This is a genomic window from Moritella viscosa, from assembly GCF_900120065.1.
GTDB lineage: Bacteria > Pseudomonadota > Gammaproteobacteria > Enterobacterales > Moritellaceae > Moritella > Moritella viscosa.
In genome coordinates this window covers 38,031-58,314 of sequence record NZ_FPLG01000101.1, presented here as the reverse complement: position 1 = coordinate 58,314, position 20,284 = coordinate 38,031, and the positions used below count along the sequence as shown (strand labels likewise).

18 protein-coding genes are annotated in these 20,284 nt (G+C 38.7%); 12 read left to right on the top strand and 6 right to left on the bottom strand.

Going from position 1 to position 20,284, the window contains the following annotated elements; genetic code table 11:
• Positions 1–230 precede the first annotated feature (230 nt).
• The 6 genes from cmoA to BT797_RS15535 all read left to right on the top strand — a co-directional run bounded on the left by cmoA (position 231) and on the right by BT797_RS15535 (position 6,442).
• Positions 231–959, top strand: a complete 729-nt coding sequence (gene cmoA / locus BT797_RS15560) for a carboxy-S-adenosyl-L-methionine synthase CmoA (protein ID WP_045111167.1) — start codon at positions 231–233, stop codon at positions 957–959.
• Between the two features lie 80 nt (positions 960–1,039).
• Positions 1,040–2,032, top strand: a complete 993-nt coding sequence (gene cmoB / locus BT797_RS15555; protein ID WP_045111168.1) for a tRNA 5-methoxyuridine(34)/uridine 5-oxyacetic acid(34) synthase CmoB — start codon at positions 1,040–1,042, stop codon at positions 2,030–2,032.
• 52 nt (positions 2,033–2,084) lie between these two features.
• Entirely contained in the window at positions 2,085–2,942 is an 858-nt protein-coding gene (locus tag BT797_RS15550) for an ATP-dependent zinc protease family protein (RefSeq protein WP_139291687.1), read from the top strand.
• Positions 2,943–3,195: 253 nt separating this feature from the next.
• The gene (locus tag BT797_RS15545) at positions 3,196–3,981 is read left to right on the top strand and encodes an ATP-dependent zinc protease family protein (protein WP_075472703.1); all 786 of its coding nucleotides are present in this window, start codon (positions 3,196–3,198) and stop codon (positions 3,979–3,981) included.
• 2 nt (positions 3,982–3,983) lie between these two features.
• Positions 3,984–5,480 (top strand): inactive transglutaminase family protein, encoded by a 1,497-nt coding sequence (locus BT797_RS15540; protein ID WP_045111171.1) that lies wholly within the window; start codon positions 3,984–3,986, stop codon positions 5,478–5,480.
• Between the two features lie 2 nt (positions 5,481–5,482).
• Entirely contained in the window at positions 5,483–6,442 is a 960-nt protein-coding gene (locus BT797_RS15535) for an alpha-L-glutamate ligase-like protein (protein ID WP_075472701.1), read from the top strand.
• Positions 6,443–6,532: 90 nt separating this feature from the next.
• Here the strand turns inward: BT797_RS15535 and BT797_RS15530 are convergent, their stop codons facing one another.
• Both BT797_RS15530 and BT797_RS15525 read right to left on the bottom strand, forming a co-directional pair.
• Positions 6,533–6,826 (bottom strand): DUF406 family protein, encoded by a 294-nt coding sequence (locus BT797_RS15530; RefSeq protein WP_075472699.1) that lies wholly within the window; start codon positions 6,824–6,826, stop codon positions 6,533–6,535.
• A 160-nt stretch (positions 6,827–6,986) separates the two neighbouring features.
• Positions 6,987–7,514, bottom strand: coding sequence for a ferritin (locus tag BT797_RS15525; RefSeq protein WP_045111174.1), 528 nt, complete (start codon positions 7,512–7,514; stop codon positions 6,987–6,989).
• A gap of 331 nt (positions 7,515–7,845) precedes the next feature.
• Between BT797_RS15525 and adhE the strand changes: the two genes are divergently transcribed.
• The gene (gene adhE, locus BT797_RS15520) at positions 7,846–10,494 is read left to right on the top strand and encodes a bifunctional acetaldehyde-CoA/alcohol dehydrogenase (RefSeq protein WP_045111175.1); all 2,649 of its coding nucleotides are present in this window, start codon (positions 7,846–7,848) and stop codon (positions 10,492–10,494) included.
• Between the two features lie 44 nt (positions 10,495–10,538).
• Here adhE and BT797_RS23645 read toward each other — a convergent pair whose 3' ends face one another.
• Both BT797_RS23645 and BT797_RS15515 read right to left on the bottom strand, forming a co-directional pair.
• Positions 10,539–10,709, bottom strand: a complete 171-nt coding sequence (locus BT797_RS23645) for a YeaC family protein (RefSeq protein WP_139291686.1) — start codon at positions 10,707–10,709, stop codon at positions 10,539–10,541.
• A gap of 1 nt (position 10,710) precedes the next feature.
• Entirely contained in the window at positions 10,711–11,880 is a 1,170-nt protein-coding gene (locus BT797_RS15515; protein ID WP_211705519.1) for a quinone-dependent dihydroorotate dehydrogenase, read from the bottom strand.
• Positions 11,881–12,301: 421 nt separating this feature from the next.
• Here BT797_RS15515 and BT797_RS15510 point away from each other — a divergent pair, with 421 nt between their 5' ends.
• Positions 12,302–13,573, top strand: coding sequence for a cyclic di-GMP phosphodiesterase (locus BT797_RS15510; protein WP_045111177.1), 1,272 nt, complete (start codon positions 12,302–12,304; stop codon positions 13,571–13,573).
• Between the two features lie 80 nt (positions 13,574–13,653).
• Positions 13,654–14,421, top strand: a complete 768-nt coding sequence (locus BT797_RS15505) for a DeoR/GlpR family DNA-binding transcription regulator (RefSeq protein WP_045111178.1) — start codon at positions 13,654–13,656, stop codon at positions 14,419–14,421.
• Between the two features lie 97 nt (positions 14,422–14,518).
• Here the strand turns inward: BT797_RS15505 and BT797_RS15500 are convergent, their stop codons facing one another.
• Entirely contained in the window at positions 14,519–15,202 is a 684-nt protein-coding gene (locus BT797_RS15500) for an oligogalacturonate-specific porin KdgM family protein (RefSeq protein WP_045111179.1), read from the bottom strand.
• A gap of 688 nt (positions 15,203–15,890) precedes the next feature.
• Between BT797_RS15500 and BT797_RS15495 the strand changes: the two genes are divergently transcribed.
• Both BT797_RS15495 and ggt read left to right on the top strand, forming a co-directional pair.
• Complete coding sequence (locus BT797_RS15495) at positions 15,891–16,439, top strand: acyl-CoA thioesterase (protein ID WP_045111180.1); 549 nt, start codon at positions 15,891–15,893, stop codon at positions 16,437–16,439.
• Between the two features lie 119 nt (positions 16,440–16,558).
• The gene (ggt, locus tag BT797_RS15490; protein ID WP_045111181.1) at positions 16,559–18,325 is read left to right on the top strand and encodes a gamma-glutamyltransferase; all 1,767 of its coding nucleotides are present in this window, start codon (positions 16,559–16,561) and stop codon (positions 18,323–18,325) included.
• A 50-nt stretch (positions 18,326–18,375) separates the two neighbouring features.
• Here the strand turns inward: ggt and BT797_RS15485 are convergent, their stop codons facing one another.
• The gene (locus BT797_RS15485; RefSeq protein WP_045112614.1) at positions 18,376–19,374 is read right to left on the bottom strand and encodes a DUF2860 family protein; all 999 of its coding nucleotides are present in this window, start codon (positions 19,372–19,374) and stop codon (positions 18,376–18,378) included.
• Between the two features lie 336 nt (positions 19,375–19,710).
• Between BT797_RS15485 and BT797_RS15480 the strand changes: the two genes are divergently transcribed.
• On the top strand, positions 19,711–20,283 hold the full coding sequence (locus tag BT797_RS15480) for an NAD(P)H-dependent oxidoreductase (protein ID WP_045111182.1): 573 nt from the start codon (positions 19,711–19,713) through the stop codon (positions 20,281–20,283).
• The last annotated feature ends 1 nt before the right edge of the window (position 20,284 follow it).

Genomic DNA, 20,284 nt, shown 5'->3' with positions numbered 1-20,284 from the left:
AGCCAAACGACTCAAAAAGTCGCAGATTCGTTGCAGTTCCAATTGCGTCTTGGTGGTTAAATAACCGTTATTTTATTAACAAAAAGATCCTTTTTACCGACGAAAAAATCAACACGATAGAGAAACAATTAAATTATTCACCCTATATACTGTTTAAATAGAGACAAAGCGGGTCATTTTAACTAAAATATGCCGCCTTATTTTGCTAATTTTTATTGCAGGTTATAACAATGCAACAACGCGATCAGATTTTCTCCGCCCCGTTAGATCAAATCGGTGATTTCACCTTTGACGAGCGTGTTGCAGAAGTCTTTCCAGATATGATTAAACGTTCAGTACCTGGTTACTCTAATATCATTTCTGCGATAGGGATGATGACCGCGCGTTATGCCCAAAATAATACCCGACTCTACGACTTGGGTTGCTCACTTGGTGCAGCAACAATTTCAATGCGCCGTAACGTGCAAGCACAGAACTGTAATATCGTTGCCATTGATAATTCACAAGCAATGGTTGAGCGTTGTGAACGCCATTTATCCGCTTATAAAAGTGATACACCAGTGCAAGTGCTGTGCGATGATATTTGTGCGGTAGAAATTAATAATGCCTCAATTGTCGTGTTAAACTTTACCCTGCAATTTATTCCACCAGCAGAACGCCAAGCTCTACTGGCCAAAATCTATGATGGTTTAGTACCCGGTGGTATTCTTATCTTGTCAGAAAAATTCTGTTTTAGTGATAACAAGGTCAACGACCTACTCATCAATTTACACGAAGATTTTAAACGAGCTAATGGCTATAGCGAGTTAGAAATCAGCCAGAAACGCAGCGCAATTGAAGATGTAATGCGCCCAGACAGCATTGAAACTCACTTGAATCGTTTTAAAGAAATTGGCTTTAGCAGCGCAAATTCTTGGTTCCAGTGTTTTAATTTTGGCTCTATGATTGCTATCAAATAAGCTCAATCATAAGCACAATGTTTACATCATCATTTAGCACATACATCGAATTAATTTAAAGCAGTACACATAGGTTACCCATGATCGACTTTTCAAATTTTTACCAGATAATTGCGAAAAACAAATTACACCATTGGCTTTACACGTTACCAGCACAAATGCATGAATGGGAGCGCGAACATAAACATGGTTTTTTACCGCGCTGGGAAAAAGTATTAAAAAAACTACCAAAAGTCGAAACCAAACACATCAATATCACTGACAAGTTTGAAGTTGGTGCGCCGGGTGAATTAAGCGAAAGTGATCTGCGTAAAACCGAGAGCTTATTACAAAAATTCCACCCATGGCGTAAAGGTCCCTTCAACATTCATGGTATTCATATCGATACAGAATGGCGCAGTGATTGGAAGTGGGAACGTCTACGTGAATTCATCTCCCCGCTAAAATACCGTTATGTATTAGATGTAGGTTGCGGTAGCGGCTATCACATGTGGCGTATGCTCGGTGATGACGCTGAATTTGTCGTTGGTATTGACCCAAGCCAATTATTCTTAGTGCAATTTGAAGCGATACGTCATTTTGCTAACAATAACCAACGCGTACATTTATTACCACTTGGGATTCAAGAATTACCTAAATTGCGTGCATTCGACACGGTTTTCTCTATGGGTGTCCTGTATCATCGCAAATCGCCGATTGATCACATTGAACAACTTAAAAACCAATTACGTGATGGTGGTGAATTAGTATTAGAAACATTAGTGATTGATGGTGATGAACAAGCGGTATTAGTACCCGGCGATCGTTATGCACAAATGCGTAATGTTTGGTTCTTACCAAGTTGTGCCGCATTAAAACTTTGGGTTGAAAAACTGGGTTTTGAAAATGTCCGTATCGTCGATGTATCTGATACCAGCATTGAAGAGCAACGCGCAACTGAATGGATGAGAAACGAATCACTGGTTGATTTTCTTGATCCAAACGATCACAGTAAAACGATTGAAGGCTATCCAGCACCTAAACGTGCCGTGCTTATTGCCACTAAACCTTACGCCGAACAACTAGACGAATAACATGATATAAGCACCGGAAACGGTGCTCGATAAAGAATATAGAGAATAGGTTATGCACATTGTCAATTATTTAAAATTAAGAATGTATAAGTTGAAAACGCACCGTCAATTACTCACAGGTATTATCCTTAGCGCCTTACTTTCTGGGTGCGCGAGTGTTGACCAGTTTCTAAATCAAGACGGTACATCATCGCAAACACTGCATTCACAAATAGCACAACAAAACCAACAAATCGAACAATTGGTTAAACAGCAAAATACCATCTTGACCGAATTACAAAAACAACCAGAATTATTTGCACAGCAACAACTGGGGATCGCACAACTGAGTCATAAGCTCGAAAGTTATATTAAGTTACGTCAACAAGTAGCCAACAATAGTCAACTTATCGCGAGTTGCCCAACGGATAAATCTGTTGAAGTAATCAAGGATACTGAACATTTTTCCCTTGTGCAGTCTTCAGAAGCAATTACGCCCATTGATAAATTAGTGATTGGTTCAGAAGAACTGGTATTACTCAGTGATCTGCAAAATAAATATAAAGCCCGCATTGATACTGGTGCAACAACATCATCACTTAATGCAACCAATATTATTGAATTTGAACGCGATGGTAAAAAATGGGTTCGTTTTAACTTCAGCCAAGCCGTCGATAACGATACACAAATTATCGAAGCAAAAATCGCGCGTACCATTTTGATCCGTCAAGCAAACAATAGTGAATCCACGCGTCGCCAAATTATCGAACTACCCGTGCAACTCGGTGATATCAAAATGCTGACAGAGTTTACACTTGCCGACCGCAGTCACATGACGTTCCCTGTATTACTGGGTCGTACATTCTTAAAAGACATCGCGATGGTCGATGTTGCGCGTACTTATACACTGACAGAATCAGTAATACAGTAATTTAAAGATTCCATTAAGATAAAATACGTATAAACATTTGATATATAATAATTGTATTCGATATGATTATTATCTCAATAGCGATTATACTTTATGCAATATGTTATTTATTAAATAGATAATTATATTTTAGTTATGTCAGCCCCCTTATTTGACTATAAATAATATGATTTATAATCAAATAGCGGAACTATTTACCCACTTTAGCGAACTAACCCTCTTTTTCATCAGCCAAAACAGGGCAAAATACCTAATGAAAAATACAACAATATTTCGCACATTTAAAACATCAAAGATAGCTATTGCTAGTGTACTTAGTCTTGTATTTTTAAATGGCTGCGCGATGACACAAAATAAAGCTAATACTGCGATTGTGACAAAGCAACAAGCACAAATAGAAACAATTCTGCAACAACAACAACAGATATTAACGACATTGCAATCACAACCAGATAAGTTCAGCGAACAAGATAAAGCGATTACCAAATTAACAAATAAACTTGACGAACTCGGAGCGCCCCCTCCCGTGAAACACACAACACCAAACGTGGTTCTCGTGAAACCAACAGCTAAAGATGATGCTTCATCAGGCAAGGTGATCCTTGGCCAAGAAGAATGGGTATGGTTTGATGAATTGCAAACCAACTTTAAGTCACGTGTTGATACTGGTGCAACAACATCATCACTAAATGCAACAGGCATTGTTAAATTTGAACGCGATGGTCAAGACTGGGTTAAATTCAATTTATCCCACAAAGATGATAAAACTGAGCTCCCAATGGAAGCACCAGTCGTACGTACTATCAAGATCCGTCAAACCAACACAGTCGAAGCATTACGACGCTATGTAGTCAGCTTACCCGTCGAACTGGGCGATATTAAAACCGAAACAGAATTCACCCTAGCCGACCGTAGTCGTATGATCTTCCCCGTCCTCCTTGGTCGAACTTTCTTAAAAGATATTGCAATTGTCGATGTTGCACAAGCATACACTCAACCTAAAAAACATCCTGAACCTGCTAAAAAAGGGACTAACTAATCATGCCGTCTAAGATCCCATTTCGCATTTTTGTTGCGATACTTTTCCTCCTTGGTGTAGGTTCTATCGCTCAACGCCATTACAGTGGTGAAATCCCTTGGTTTCCCGGAGAAACCTACTCAACGTGGATGATTGAAGCGAAAGTTGAATTTACAGCGCAAGGCGACGCCGTTAATGCGTCCTTCGCCACTCCGTCTACCCAGTCTAACTTCACCGTATTAAGCCAAACAGCAGCGTCGCCAGGCTATGGATTAGCCTTTATTGATAATCGCGCACAATGGACAATTCGGAACGCCGAAGGCAAACAAGATTTATACTATAAAGTTAATGTATTGACGAATGACATCCCACAAGATGTCATTAATGAGCAAGACGTTAAAATTAATAAAACCACTTGGCTACCACCGTATGATATAGCTGCAGAGCAACTCGTTAATAGTGCGATGGAAAAAAGCGCCGATGCTTTTTCATATAGCCGTGAATTGCTCAAGCTACTGTCTGGTGATGATTTAGGTCAAAATGCCGAATTAATGCTACAAGAAAACAGCAAATCAACATTATTTGTGGCACTGCTAAATGAAGCTAATATCCCCGCATTACTGGTTAAAGGGCTATATCTTGAAGACGGTCGTCGCCAGCAGCAGTTGCAACCATTTGTACTGGTATTTGGCGAAGATGATACGCGTTTAATCGATGTCAAATTAGGCAAAATAGCTAACGCGAAAAACTTACTACTGTGGGAACAAAATGGCGAACCGACGTTAGATCTGATTGGAGGTACAAATTCTCGAGTTAGTTTCTCTGTTATTCAGCAAACTCAACCTGTCATGCAGGTATTAAAAGAAAAATCAAACGATACGAACTTGTCGAACTTTAGTATTTATAGTCTACCACTCGAAGAACAAGCTCTATTTAAAGGGATTTTACTTATCCCATTGGGTGTGATGATCGTGGTAATGATGCGTATTCTTGTCGGCTTACGTACATCAGGTACTTTTATGCCAGTATTAATCGCAATGGCATTTGTACAAACCAGTTTAGCAACCGGTTTAATTGGCTTTACCTTAATTGTCGGTGTTGGCCTTGTGATCCGTTCTTATCTGTCTCGGTTAAATTTGCTATTAGTATCTCGAATATCCGTGGTGATCATTACTGTTATCGCTATTATTTCGTTGTTCTCAGTTTTATCATACAAAATTGGGCTCACAGAAGGATTGAAAATCACTTTCTTCCCAATGATCATTCTATCTTGGACCATTGAACGCATGTCAATTCTGTGGGAAGAAGAAGGCCCGAAAGAAGTACTTGTACAAGGTGGTGGCAGCTTGTTTGTGGCTGTACTTGTGTACCTAACCATTAGTAATGAATTATTACGCTATTGGGCATTCAACTTCCTTGGTCTGCAACTTATCATTATGGCAATCATCTTAATGTTAGGTACTTATACTGGCTACCGTCTGTTAGAACTACGCCGCTTTAAAGACATGCAAGGTGAGTAAAAATGACATTTTCATTTTTTAAAGAATTCGCGAAACCGAATAAGTTAAAACAGCAAGGTATTCTGGGGATGAACCAGCGCAATAATATGTACATATCGCGCTATAACCCCAGAAAGTTATTTCCATTAGTGGATAACAAATTAAAAACCAAAGAAATAGCGGAAGAAGCCAATGTCAGCACCCCTGAACTTATTGGCGTCGTTGATAATCAGCACTCAGTTAAATCAGTTGATAAGCTTATCGCTGGTTTGAATGGCTTTGTAATCAAACCTGCAAAAGGCTCTGGTGGTAAGGGAATTCTCGTGATCACCAAAGTGGAAGATGACCGCTATTACAAACCCAGTGGCAGTGAATGCTCAATCGATGATATTGAACGTCATTGCTCGAATATTTTAGCCGGTCTATTCTCACTCGGTGGTGGTATCGATGTTGCTGTTGTTGAAGCGCTTATCGTATTTGATGATAGCTTTGAGGGCTATAGCTTTGAAGGTGTGCCAGATGTACGTGTGATTGTATTTAAAGGTATTCCGATGATGGCCATGATGCGTTTATCAACATCCATGTCGGATGGTAAAGCCAATTTACACCAAGGCGCTGTCGGTGTAGGTATTAACATCACCACAGGCGAAGCGCTCAACGCGGTGCAATATGATGAAGTTGTCACCCATCATCCTGATACACAAAAAGAGTTGGCCCTGTTAAAAGTGCCACATTGGGAACAAGTGATTCGTTTAGCTGCACAATGTTATGATATTTCAGGTTTAGGTTATTTAGGTGCGGATGTGGTCTTAGATCGTCATCATGGTCCTATGCTATTAGAACTCAATGCACGTCCAGGACTGGCCATTCAAATAGCCAATGGCATGGGGTTGCTGCCAAGGTTACAACAAATTGAAGCGGCGAATACCGAGAGTATGGATCTAGACCAACGTCTTGCTTATTGTAAACAACACTTCGGCTAAACATTCTGTAGAGGATAAATAAAGATATAAAGGCATACAGTACATTTTGTATGCCTTTAATCATTGAGCAATTTAAAAATATGAAACCTTTTAAGCCAATAAATGACGTAAATTCATTTCAAAAATCATTTTTTCTGCAGTACAAGTAAAGCTTAATGTTACTAAATAAGAGAATTCATCTTGTGCGGTAAAGGTAATCGTGACTTCTTCATCAAATTGCTCATTAACATAAGCCTCAAGCTCGCTGCGTTTTTCATCAGCAGCCAGTTGCGAATCAAATGTAATAGGAAAAGAGAGTTCAGTATCATCAGGTTGAATTATGCTGCCTATTTCAGCAAACGCACCACAGCAATCTTTAACATCAGTATTGTTATTATTCGACATAATTATTCTACCCTTGATTAAAATTCACGATTAACGCCAATGATAATACCACTAAAGTGTAACCTGTAAAAATAAAAAACCGCTTACACCAAGGTATAAGCGGTTTTTATATTCAAATAATCCTATTTTTAGCGTATATACATTTGTTAGCTAAAGTAGATTAAATAACAATTGACGGCGCTGCAGGCGCTTTGCTCATTGCTTTTAACTCTTGATCCATAATGAATAGACCATGACCATTTTCAACACCAACACGGCGAATTTGGCTCACGATACCATTAAATAATGCTTCTTCTTCAGTTTGCTCTTCCATCAAGGTATTTAAGTGAGCAACAGATTGGAAATCTCTTAATTCATGCGCTAAACCAAGAATTTCTGAAATAGATTCAGTGATCATCACTTCATGATCCAAGGCTTTGCGAAACACATCAAGTAGATCTGTAAATTCAGACTCTGCCGCAGGAATAGCTTCCATTAATGGCTGGATACCGCGATCGATCATGTAACGGAATAACAATTGTGCATGTTGCTGTTCTTCAGCCGCATGCTTATAAAAGAAATCACCCGCGCCAATAAAATCAGAGGCATAGCAAAAAGATGCCATGCTGCGATAAAGGTGCGATGCAGTAAACTCTTTTGTCATTTGTTGGTTAAGTGCTGTCGCCATAACCTTAGATAATTTCGGCATAGTATAATGTCCTATAATAAACTGTTCAGACAATGCTACCTTAATGACTCTAAAATTAACAATAACTTTGTTAATTTTACGTCTTTTTTTTTAAATTCAGCGCCTTACAGCCTTATAAATGAGTCTTAGTCGCATTGAAATAAAATTACAAATGAAAGTGATATTACATATTCACGACCGACTTAACACTATTTTGAAAATATAATACGTAATATTACTACAATTGATTTAAATCAACTTTTAATCCTTAAGATTACCTATAATTCAAACTAAAGGCATTCACTAAGAGGTAGCCCCTTAGTAAATATTTTTTAGCTTTTAAGGATGGATTATGACTGTCAAAAATATAGAAACACTCAATGCAATGGTTGCGAAAGTGAAGGAAGCGCAACAAAAATTCGCTACATTTAATCAAGAACAGGTTGATAAGATCTTCCGTGCAGCAGCCCTTGCAGCATCAACATCTCGTATCCCGTTAGCAAAGATGGCTGTTGAAGAATCTGGTATGGGGGTTATCGAAGATAAAGTAACTAAAAACCATTTTGCATCTGAATACATCTACAACAAATATAAAGATACTCTAACATGTGGCATCATCGAAGAAGATAATGAATTTGGTACGATTACAATCGCAGAGCCAACCGGTATAATTTGCGGTATCGTACCAACGACAAATCCAACTTCAACGGCTATTTTTAAAGCGTTAATTTCACTTAAAACACGAAACGGTATCATATTTTCGCCACACCCTCGTGCAAAAAATGCCACTAATACAGCCGCTAAGATTGTATTAGATGCAGCGATTGCAGCAGGTGCACCAAAGCATATCATTGGTTGGATTGATGAACCATCAGTCGAATTATCTAATGCATTAATGCACCACGACGATATTAACCTTATCCTTGCAACGGGTGGCCCAGGCATGGTTAAAGCGGCTTACTCATCAGGTAAACCTGCGATTGGTGTTGGTGCAGGTAATACACCAATTGTGATTGATGAAACAGCCGATATAAAACGTGCAGTATCTTCAATTTTAATGTCAAAAACATTCGACAACGGTGTGGTATGTGCCTCAGAGCAAGCCGTTATTGTTGTTGATGAAGTATATGACGCAGTGAAAGCACGATTTATCACACATGGCGGCTATATCCTATCGAAGAAAGAAGCAGATAAAGTCCGTGCTATCGTATTAATCAACGGCAATATGAACCCTGCAATTGTCGGTCAATCGGCAATTAAGATTGCAACAATGGCGGGCGTTACTGTACCTCCTTTCACAAAAGTACTCATTGGGGAAGGTCCAGAAGTACACGTAGATGATGCATTCGCTCACGAAAAACTATCTCCGACCTTAGGTATGTTCCGTGCTCGTGACTATAACCATGCAGTTGAACAAGCGATCACTATGGTTGAGCTAGGTGGTATCGGTCATACATCTGGTATTTACACAGACCAAGATGCTAACGAAGATCGTATCAAAGACTTCGGTGATAAAATGAAAACCGCACGTATTCTAATTAACCAACCAAGTTCACAAGGTGGTATCGGTGATTTATATAACTTCGGTCTAGCACCATCACTAACACTAGGTTGTGGCTCTTGGGGTGGTAACTCGATCTCAGAAAACGTGGGTCCTAAGCACCTTATCAATAAAAAGACTGTTGCAAAGCGAGCTGAAAATATGTTGTGGCATAAACTACCAGAATCAATTTACTTCCGCCGTGGTTCATTACCCATTGCGATGGACGACCTTGTTGGCAAAAAACGTGCTTGTATCGTGACTGATAAATTCCTATTCAACAACGGTTATGTTGATGACTTAGTGTCCATCCTAAAAAGCAAAGGTATTGATACTGAAGTATTCTACGACGTAGAAGCAGATCCAACACTTGCAATCGTGAAGAAAGGCGTAGAAGTGATGAACAGCTTCCAACCGGATGTTATCATTGCCTTTGGTGGTGGCTCACCAATGGATGCAGCGAAGATTATGTGGGTAATGTACGAACATCCAGATGTACACTTCGAAGATCTTGCAATGCGCTTTATGGATATCCGTAAACGTATCTACAAGTTTCCAAAAATGGGCATAAAAGCCATGATGGTTGCGGTAACGACAACATCTGGTACAGGTTCAGAAGTAACACCATTTGCCGTGGTCACCGATGAAGTAACAGGGCAAAAATACCCAATCGCTGATTATGAACTAACACCAAACATGGCTGTTGTAGATGCGAACCTAGTGATGAATATGCCAAAATCACTGACCGCTTTCGGTGGTTACGATGCCGTGACACATGCGCTAGAAGCATATGTCTCAGTATTACAAAATGAATACTCAGACGGTCAAGCACTACAGGCACTTAAACTATTAAAAGAGTACTTACCAAGTTCATACAAAAACGGTGCAAAAGACCCAATTGCGCGTGAAAAAGTACACAATGGTTCAACAATTGCTGGTATCGCCTTTGCCAATGCATTCTTGGGTGTTTGTCACTCAATGGCACACAAGATCGGTGCTGAGTTCCATATTCCACATGGGTTAGCAAACGCACTACTTATTACCAATGTGATTCGCTACAACGCAACGGATATGCCTACCAAACAAGCCGCATTCTCACAATACGATCGCCCGAAAGCACGCGCTCGTTACGCTGAGGTTGCAGAACATTTAGGCTTCCGTGAAGGTAAAACAGCTGACAAGCTTAACGCATTATTAAATTGGTTAGACGAACTAAAGACTGATTTAGATATACCTAAGTCAATTCAAGCTGCGGGTGTAAACGAAGCCGACTTCCTTGCAAAGGTTGACCAGCTAGCGATTGAAGCATTTGATGACCAATGTACTGGTGCTAACCCTCGCTACCCGTTAATCAGCGAATTAAAAGCATTATTACTTGCTTCCTACTACGGTAACGACTACAAAGAAAGTTATGAAATAGAGCAGAAAAAAGAAACAGTTCAAAAATCAACTGTCGAATAAATAAAATAGCCCAGTTAACCTTAATTCGTTAACTGGGCTTTTTATTAATGATTACAGTTAGAATCATTACCTTCATGATAAAACAAAACCTGTTCACAGATTCGCCGTTGCTGTTCTGTTAACAGTAATCCACTCTTCCAACAGCCCTGTATTAACGCTTGGCGAAACTCATAACAAATGGCCTGCGGTAAATTAACAGATACCTGTTCAAACATACTAAGCCACCTCTGCAACTTCCTCTATAGCCTCTGGAATTACTAACTCTGGTAGAGGATTTCTAGAACCCACAGCTTGCTCGATTGAAGTAAAACCATCTGCTTTTAATAATTTAACTAAACCACGGTTTATTTCACTAATATTTTGCGGTCCATCAAAGATCATGGTGGTGATCATATGCAATAAATTAGCCCCAGATGTGATTTTTTCATACGCATCTTTTGCCGTGAAAATGCCTCCCACACCAATAATAGTAAGCTCACCCCGAGTACGACGATAAACATGACGAATAACGTTAGTAGAAATACGCTGAAGCGGTAACCCACTCATCGCACCTTTTCCTTCGGGTAATAAACCAAGTTTAGATGGGTATTCAGCCGAGATATGTTCTTGGTTACAGCCTGGTTTAGCGAGATTTGTTAATACAAAACCATCCATCTTATACTCAATACAACCATCAACAATGACATCGATCTCGTCAAAAGTCAGATCAGCCGCTAACTTAACATAAATAGGTTTATCCGAAATCGGTCTAATATTTTCATTCACAGCGGCCAATAGAGCCCCTAAATTATCCGCATCAACAAAAGGTTCGCCATCTTGAGTATTTGGACAACTAATATTAATTGTATAGTAATCACCAATATCCTTAAATAAGGTCATCGTTTTAAGGTAATCACGAATTGATTCTGCTAATACAAAGTCAGGGGAGACATTAGATTTAGCAGCATTAATGCCTATACGTAAATCACCAAAATCAGCGTCAGCGAGTCGAGCTGATATTTTTTCTGCGCCAAGGTTATTTAGGCCATACCACACAACAATGGACTTAGACTTTACCATCCGGAATAGACGCTTACCTGGATTTCCCGGACAAATTTCACCGGTAAAAGAACCCAATTCAGCTAATCCAAAACCCAGATACGGATAAATTTTTGTAAGTTCACCATCTTTATCAAAACCAGCTGATAAACCGACCGGATTACGGTATTTGACTCCGTCTACCTCTGTGTTCAAACTCTTATGGCTATAATTAAATAACAATCCTGTTATTAATCGCGTTATTACATTACTGCCTAAAAATACCCCTATTTTCTTAAGCGCGTAATGGGCTTGCTCTGGATCCATCAAAAATATTATCGGACGAAATATCCGATATAATATTTTCAAAATATAATTCCTTAACCCAACAATAGCACTCATAGAAATCCCTTATTTGTAAATGTCTGCAACCGTTATTGATCACAACAGTCAATAATGATAATCGATCTCATTCGCATTTACAATGTAATGGGTATGTATCTTTAAAATATCTATTATGTTAATCCACTTCATGGAGAATGATTTATTCTGTGATTGATAACATTCAGACGTAAATATACCGGTATGGTAATTTAGAGAAAATGAAGGAGAAAACGCCTAAAAATGAAGTAAATAAAATAAACAAAAGCTAAAAATTTGATCTATGTCTACCCCCTACATTTAATTTTGATCACAACAAATATATTCCCTATAATTATTCATACGTATTTACAATCTCACAATAAACAATTAGGTTATTATCCTTAGGAAGGTAGTATAAGGAATAGAAATGGAAAATGTCTCATTAGCGATTAAAGATCTTAAAGTCGGTCATTATATTAATCTACCCATCGGTTGGACATCCCATCCTTTTATTCTAAATTCATTTATAATTAAGGATACGAAGCAATTACAAATATTACAGCACCTTGGTTTCGACACAATTTCCGTTGACCTATCTCGCAGTAAAGTGACGCCGGCAGCACAATCAACAGCGCAGCAGATAGCACCAGTAACAAACGATCTCGCTTTAGCCGCAAAAATAACAGAACAACAAGTTGCGTTAAAACACGCTGCAGAACAAAAAATACAATTATTACAACAGCAGGTATGGTGGAAACAAATCCGTCAAGCGCGCTCAAAATACCAAAACAAGATTACGATACTAAAAGATATTTACAGCAAACTTAGCTTACAACCGCAGCAGGCAATATCACAATTAGAAGTGCTTTCTGGAGAGTTAACAATTGCGGCTGAACAACAGCATGATTGTAGCTTTGTATTATGTAATGAAGAATTGTCTGGTGATCCGATTTATCAAAACGCAATGAATATCGCCGTATTAAGCACACGTTTAGCGCAGCAATTATCCTTTAGCTCACAAGATATTGCGATCGTGACGCAAACCGCGCTGCTTAGCCAATTCGGTATGTTATGGGTGCCCTCTTCAATTCGTAATAAAAAATCAGAATTAACAAAACCCGAAATAAATTATCTTAAACAACATCCTGCCTACGCATCACAAAAACTACAAGGTATCGACGCACTTACCGATATCGTGATAAATAGCATCTTACAGATCAATGAAAAGTTTGATGGTAGCGGCTACCCACGAGGTATCAAACAAGATAAAATATCGAAAATCGCACAATTAATTGCGATAACTACCCGCTATAATGAAATGTGTAATGCTAATTTACCTCAACACCGTTATTCACCTCATCTCGCCATTGGATTACTGTTTAAAGCCGCTGACAAACATTACAACAAAACTTATCTTGAACAGTTTATTAAAATGATGGGCATATATCCGATTGGTACAATAGTCAATTATGATAACAATCAAGCGCAAGTACTGATGAGTATTATTAATAGTCTTCGAACCCCCCTTATTGTCGACTTTACTAAACTTGAACCATTAAAAAAGCAGCCACTGTTACGCCACTGTGGTCAGGACAATATTACGATTGCTAAAGGGATTAGTTGCAATGATATCGCCCCTGACAAGTTAAATAAATTTAACCTAATACAACGTAATAATTTATACTTTCCTGCGAGTTAATTTAGATTACTGCTGACGTTAATTCATTATATTGCTACACTCCTACTTTAAATAAAGAACTAACAAGAACTCATTAAATTATGTCAAAACGCAACACTCAACAACGTCGCCATACCATTATTAAATTACTTGAAGAACAAGGTAAACTCAGCGTTGATGAACTAGCACAACGTTTTGAAACATCAGAAGTAACCATTCGCAAAGACCTAACAGCCTTAGAGCAAAATGGTCTATTATTACGCCGTTATGGCGGTGCGGTTCCGCTCCCTAAAGAACTCTTACCTGAAATTGAAACAGATAAGGTTTCCCAGTGTAAAACTGAGATTGCAATTGCCGCGGCGTTACGTATTCGCGATCATAATCGTATCATTATCGATAGCGGCACAACCACGGCCAGTTTAATTGAACAACTCGCGAATAAGAGAGGCTTAATAACCATGACAAACTCTCTGCAAGTAGCGAATGCATTAAATGGCTTAGAAAATGAACCTACGTTATTAATGACAGGGGGGACATGGGACCCACACTCAGAATCTTTTCAAGGTCAAATTGCTGAACAGGTACTGAGATCATATGACTTTGACCAGCTCTTTATCGGCGCTGACGGCATTGATTTAGAACGTGGCAGTACCACATTTAATGAACTAATTGGACTCAGTCGCGTGATGGCCGAAGTATCAAGAGAAGTCGTAGTCATGGTCGAATCAGATAAGATCAGCCGTAAAATGCCAAATTTAGAATTAGCATGGGACTCGATTAGTACGTTAATTACCGATGCCGATATTACTGATGAACAACGCACAGCAATTGAAGCAAAAGATATTACGGTAATCATAGCACCGAGATAAGCTTCTATTTGGGTTTGTGGTGAAAAACAGATCCCGCTTACTGCAAATAAACGGGATTTTACATAAAGGATCTATTGTTGCACTAAACGGTTAAGATTTAGAAACCGTAAGAAGCACCAAATGTGAACGCTAGGTTACGATCTTCAGCTTTACCCATGTCTTCATCACGTAACTCAAAGTATGGTGCAATACCAGTGCCCATGAAATCATTCTTTGTTACACGCCATTCGGTGTTATAACTGTCACGATCGCCATTTTCACCAAATTTAGCCGTATCAGCAAAGCCACGTTGGTTGTAAATAACATTTAGTTTAAGTTGAATACCGTTATCCATGTTGAAGCCAATTGCATTGTCATAACGGATCTCTTTCCAGTCACTTTCTGTCGTACTGTAATGGAAACGAGTACGGTTACTGACGAACAAACCATTATCAAAATTATAACCAATTTTAACCAATGGGCGACGTTGACCAGAATCGCCCTCTACTGAACCATCAAGACTTAAATCGTGGTAACCAATTGCAGTCCATAAACCACCGTTTGTATAAGCCATTTGCTCAATGCCAAATGTAGTATCAGTCACACTACGTACGCCATCGTGAAGAGTACCAGCGACTTCTACTAATAAGGTTGTCCCAGCAGAAAATGTATGACCCGCTTCAAGCGTATATTCAGTATCACGTTCAGTGTTACCCTTTACATTACCAGTAACATAAGAACTACCAGCAAATACAGGGGCAGCGATTGATGCGCAAAGTAGAGTAAATGCAAATTTTTTCATTATAGCCTCGATTATAGTTAAGCAATTTCATCATGTTAAATTGCTAATTTAAGTTAATCATTTCACTGACTAGTTACCTGTCAGAAGATGAAACTAATGTAACACTTTGTAGGCAGTCAATAATGCTATTAGCTAAATTTGACGATCTTTATCACAACTTATTTCCCAGTGTAAATTAAGTTAAAGAGGAATAAAGCGGCAAGGTAACACGTGGTCATATTAAAATTATATTTTTAATTATTAAAGTAACTACTGATCAACAAGTTAAGATGAGTAACGGAATTAACAAGGTTTCGTTCTATAAAATGCCTCATGATAATAACCCGAATAACTAATTATCATTTAATTTTTAATCAGATTAAATTTGTGAGCTACATAACGATTTCCGATAGAGAATGGAACCAACACGCTGGAATATATAACTATAAAACAACTTATAAAAGCTTAACATGTAGAATAAAACACTAATCAAGTTGATTTAACTTAATTTACAATGGAAACAATGATTTTAGTGAGGGTATTTAGTGCTTATTTAAAGAGGGTTTAATCCTTTCTGATTTCAACCAAATTAGGATTTACCACATAGGAACAAGTAGTAATTAACATTTTAATTACAATTGACGTGACAATAATAAAGAACGCAGTAGACTCTTTATTCTATTACCTATAACAATCATATTGAGGCTTTATGATCAGTGAGTTGATTCGTTGCTTTTACCTTCGTAATAAGCAAACAAACCCGAAAGGTTTTTTCGATACCATCACGCGCTCTTTTCGAGTAGGGTTTCGTCATATCGATCTGAATCTACATATTAACAATGCAAAATATCTCATGTTTCTTGAAAAATCGCGCTGGGATCACTCTATTCAGACTAATACATTCACCCCATTATTGAAGAATAAATTAAACTTCATCGTAGCAGGTGTGGAGGTCGGTTATATTCGTGAGATCCGCTTATTCAAAAAGTTCGATGTAGAAACCACTTACTTGGGCTGGGATGAGAAATACTTTTACTTAGAGCAAAAATGTGTAGCTGATGGAAAGTTATGTAACTACAGCTTAGTGAAGGCTGTATTTACTCAGAGAGGCAAAGTAGTTTCTCCGAATAAAGTCATGGAAATGATTCCCATAAAGCAACGTCCACAACAGTTACCAGAACATATGCAAATATGGAAAGATCTCGGTATTGCCAAACGCAACTTTTCCACCAGCGAAGCTGTAGATAAAGTCGCTTAAACCTATTTATGTGAGTTCACTTGTAATTTAAACCACCTAAAAATTGGTAGTTGAAACCATTTGCTATGTTATGTTATATCAACTAAATAACACTATGAACAATCGAATAGGGAACATTCATGTCAACGACGCCTCTAATCAAAGGTCTTACCTTTGGACTCATCAGCTGTATGAGCTTAACGCTATCAGCCGCCACAGCAAGCACAGAAACAGTTGCTAAAGTTAAACTATCAACAGGTGCTATTTATAATCAAATGGCGATCCATCATCCCGTATGGGCAGCAAACGGGATGGTAGCGAGTCAAGAAGCGCTTGCAACACAGATAGGTGTCGACATAATGAAGCAAGGTGGCAACGCTATTGATGCAGCAGTTGCCGTTGGTTATGCGTTAGCTGTTACCCTACCTCGCGCTGGTAATTTAGGTGGTGGTGGTTTCATGCTGGTTTATTTAGCCGATGAACAGCGCGCTATTGCGATTGATTACCGAGAGGTAGCACCACTGACAGCTTATCCTGATATGTTTTTAGACGATGCAGGCAATCCAGACAGCCAACTTTCTCGCTTTCATGGTCTAGCCGTCGGAGTACCTGGCACAGTATTAGGCTTTGAACTCGCACTAAATAAATACGGCAGTATGTCATTAGCACAAGTAATGGCCCCCGCGATCAAATTAGCCCGTGACGGTATTGTTGTTACGCCTGACTTAGCAAATTCACTCCAGGCTACGAAAAAACGCTTAAGCCAATGGCCAAGCACCAAGACTATTTTTTATAAAGCAGACGGCAGTAATTATCAACCCGGAGAAATATTAAAACAAACCGACCTTGCCAATACACTAACAGCCATTGCTAAAAAAGGCAGTCCTGCATTTTATCAAGGTCCCATTGCCAAACAGATCAGTAACTCGGTACGTAATGCTGGCGGCATGATGACAATGCAAGATCTAGCCACGTATGAAGCCATAGAGCGTCGACCTGTTACGGGGGACTATCGCGGTTATCAAGTAATTTCAATGCCACCTCCGTCTTCTGGTGGCGTACATATTATTCAAATGCTGAATATGCTCTCACAGTTTCCGATTGATAAAATGGGCCATAATAGTGCGGCAACGATTCATGTCATGGCAGAATCAATGCGCCGTGCTTACGCAGACCGTAGTTTATATTTAGGCGATCCAGATTTTGTTAACGTACCGGTTTCTGAACTAACCAACGAGCAATACGCAAAGCAATTAGTGAGTCAAATAAACCCTAACAAAGCGACACCAAGCAGCGAAGTATCCCCTGGCACATTATTGCCTTACGAAAGTAACCAAACGACCCATTACAGCGTGGTTGATAAGTTTGGTAACGCGGTCAGTAATACCTATACCCTTAACTTTAGTTATGGTTCTGGGCTCGTTGCTAATGGAACAGGTGTATTACTCAACAATGAAATGGATGATTTTTCAGCTAAGCCTGGTACACCAAATGCTTACGGCCTCATTGGCGGAAAAGCAAACGCCGTTGCAGCCAAAAAACGTCCACTTAGCTCAATGACACCGACCATTGTCTTAAAAGATAATAAACCTTATTTGGTCACAGGTAGCCCAGGGGGCTCACGTATTATCACCACAACGCTACAAGTGATCATGAATGTGATTGACCATAATATGAATATTGCAGAAGCCAGTGCGGCAACACGTATTCATCATCAATGGTTACCGGACATGATCCGTATTGAGAAAGGGTTAAATGTCGATACGATTAACTTATTAGAAAATAAGGGGCACAAGGTTGAAGTGAAAGCTGCAATGGGTAGTACCCAAACAATTATGTTGACAGAAGAAGGCGTTTACGGCGCATCAGACCCACGTAGACCGAGTGCACTTAGCTTAGGTTATTAGGTAAAAAACGGACGTGATACTCACAGTATGACGTCCCTTTCGTTCTAATTTTAATTAAAACTATAACTCACACCAACTGAAAATAATTTTGTCGAGCTATCATAGAACTCAATGTTGGCATCATTTTCTTTGTTTTGATAAATAATATTAAGGTTAGTGCCTTCGATATCAAACGGTTCAAAATAAGAATAAAGGAATGAATAACGGGCAGCATCGTCCTCTTGTACCTCTCCAAACATTGGATTCTCGGCATCGTATTCACGCTTGCTAAATGCCGCTTGAACTGAGAAGAAATGCCTTTCATATTTAGTCATAATACTAAGGCTATAATGAAATTCATCAAAACTCTGACTTGCACCTTTAGCATTTTGAGCACCATAAAACACATTTGCTTTAGCGTATATTCCTTGCCATAGCGGAAATAAGCTTTCTACACTAAGTCTTTGATAATCACTATCTCGATTTAACAAGGCTTGTTCTTCAACACTCATTTGACTGCCGCTTTGCTCATTTTCTATCGAATATGATGCATACGAATATTCAATCTGAACAGGGGAAAATTTATAGGCTAAACGTACAGCACTCGAATCAATGTCGCTCTTTTCTCTTGGCGCGTTAATCAAAAATGGATCTGACCAAGTTTCTTTTAAAAACGGTACGTGCGGGATATAAGCAAATGTCATGCTTTGGCGTTCATCAAACTGATGTTTCACACCTATTTCATATTGTATGGCACTATTTAAAATATTTTCAGGACTCTGACCAAGAAAGTACTGAGTCTGAAGATCTTCCGTTGTATAAGCCACACGGAAAAAAGGAAACAACACGCTTGTCGATACCCCTTCACCAGCATTGTTTAGATCTTGTATCTGTTCATTGTCATCATGAATATTAAACTGGCCCTGCGTTTCACTGACGCCAGCATTAATCCCTAACGTACCAGAAAAACCTGCGTTCTTTGCCAATGGCTTCGCTACTGCAACACTACCAAGTAAACCACAGGTCAATAATAAAGGTAGTGAAAGTAAGCGATGGTTTTTCAAAATCATGTGTAAAAATGTCCCAACAGTTAAGTTATTATCAATTAATAATGTCAAATATTGACCGAAACCAATCTAGTGACGAAAGCATAACATAACAACTAAAACATAAGACGCTTAATAATAGTGAATATGATTAATAGTATTAACGAGCAGTAACCATTCAATAATTAGAAAATAAGAGTGATATCAGCCATATCAGTCAGAACAACTAAAAAAACACTGAAATAATTTGTTTTATATTATAAGCTTATATTACAGCAACTGATATAATTAACGCCTTAAACGCTAAACTATTGAATGCAGTTAAAAAGACCTATTTCAATAAAGGATGATTGAAAATATATGTACAAAATTCTCGTTTTATTCGCCCATCCTGCATTACAAAAATCTCTCGCACATAAATCACTATTCAATGAAATTCAAAATATTGAAGGCATAACTTGCCACGATCTTTACGATGCTTATCCCGATTCATTTATTGATATTAAGCATGAACAAACCTTGTTACTAAATCACGATATCATTGTATTTCAATTTCCACTTTACTGGTATTCATGCCCCGCAATTTTAAAAGAATGGCAAGATTTGGTGCTCGAACATGGTTTTGCTTATGGTGAAAATGGAGACAAACTCGCAGGAAAAAAACTCATGCTCGCTATCTCGACAGGAGGTAGTGCTAACTCTTATTCCGATTCAGGTTACAATGAACACGATATTAGTGAGTTCTTATTACCTTTTAGCCAGATGAGCAAAATATGTAATTTAGAATACCTGCCACCATTTGTACTCCATGATATTCATAAACGTCATGAGTCACAGCGTATTGCGCGTAAAGCAGCAGAATATCGCCAGCAATTATTAATGCTACAACAAATAGATGATGGAACCGTCGCAAAAAAAATGGAGGGTAACTAAC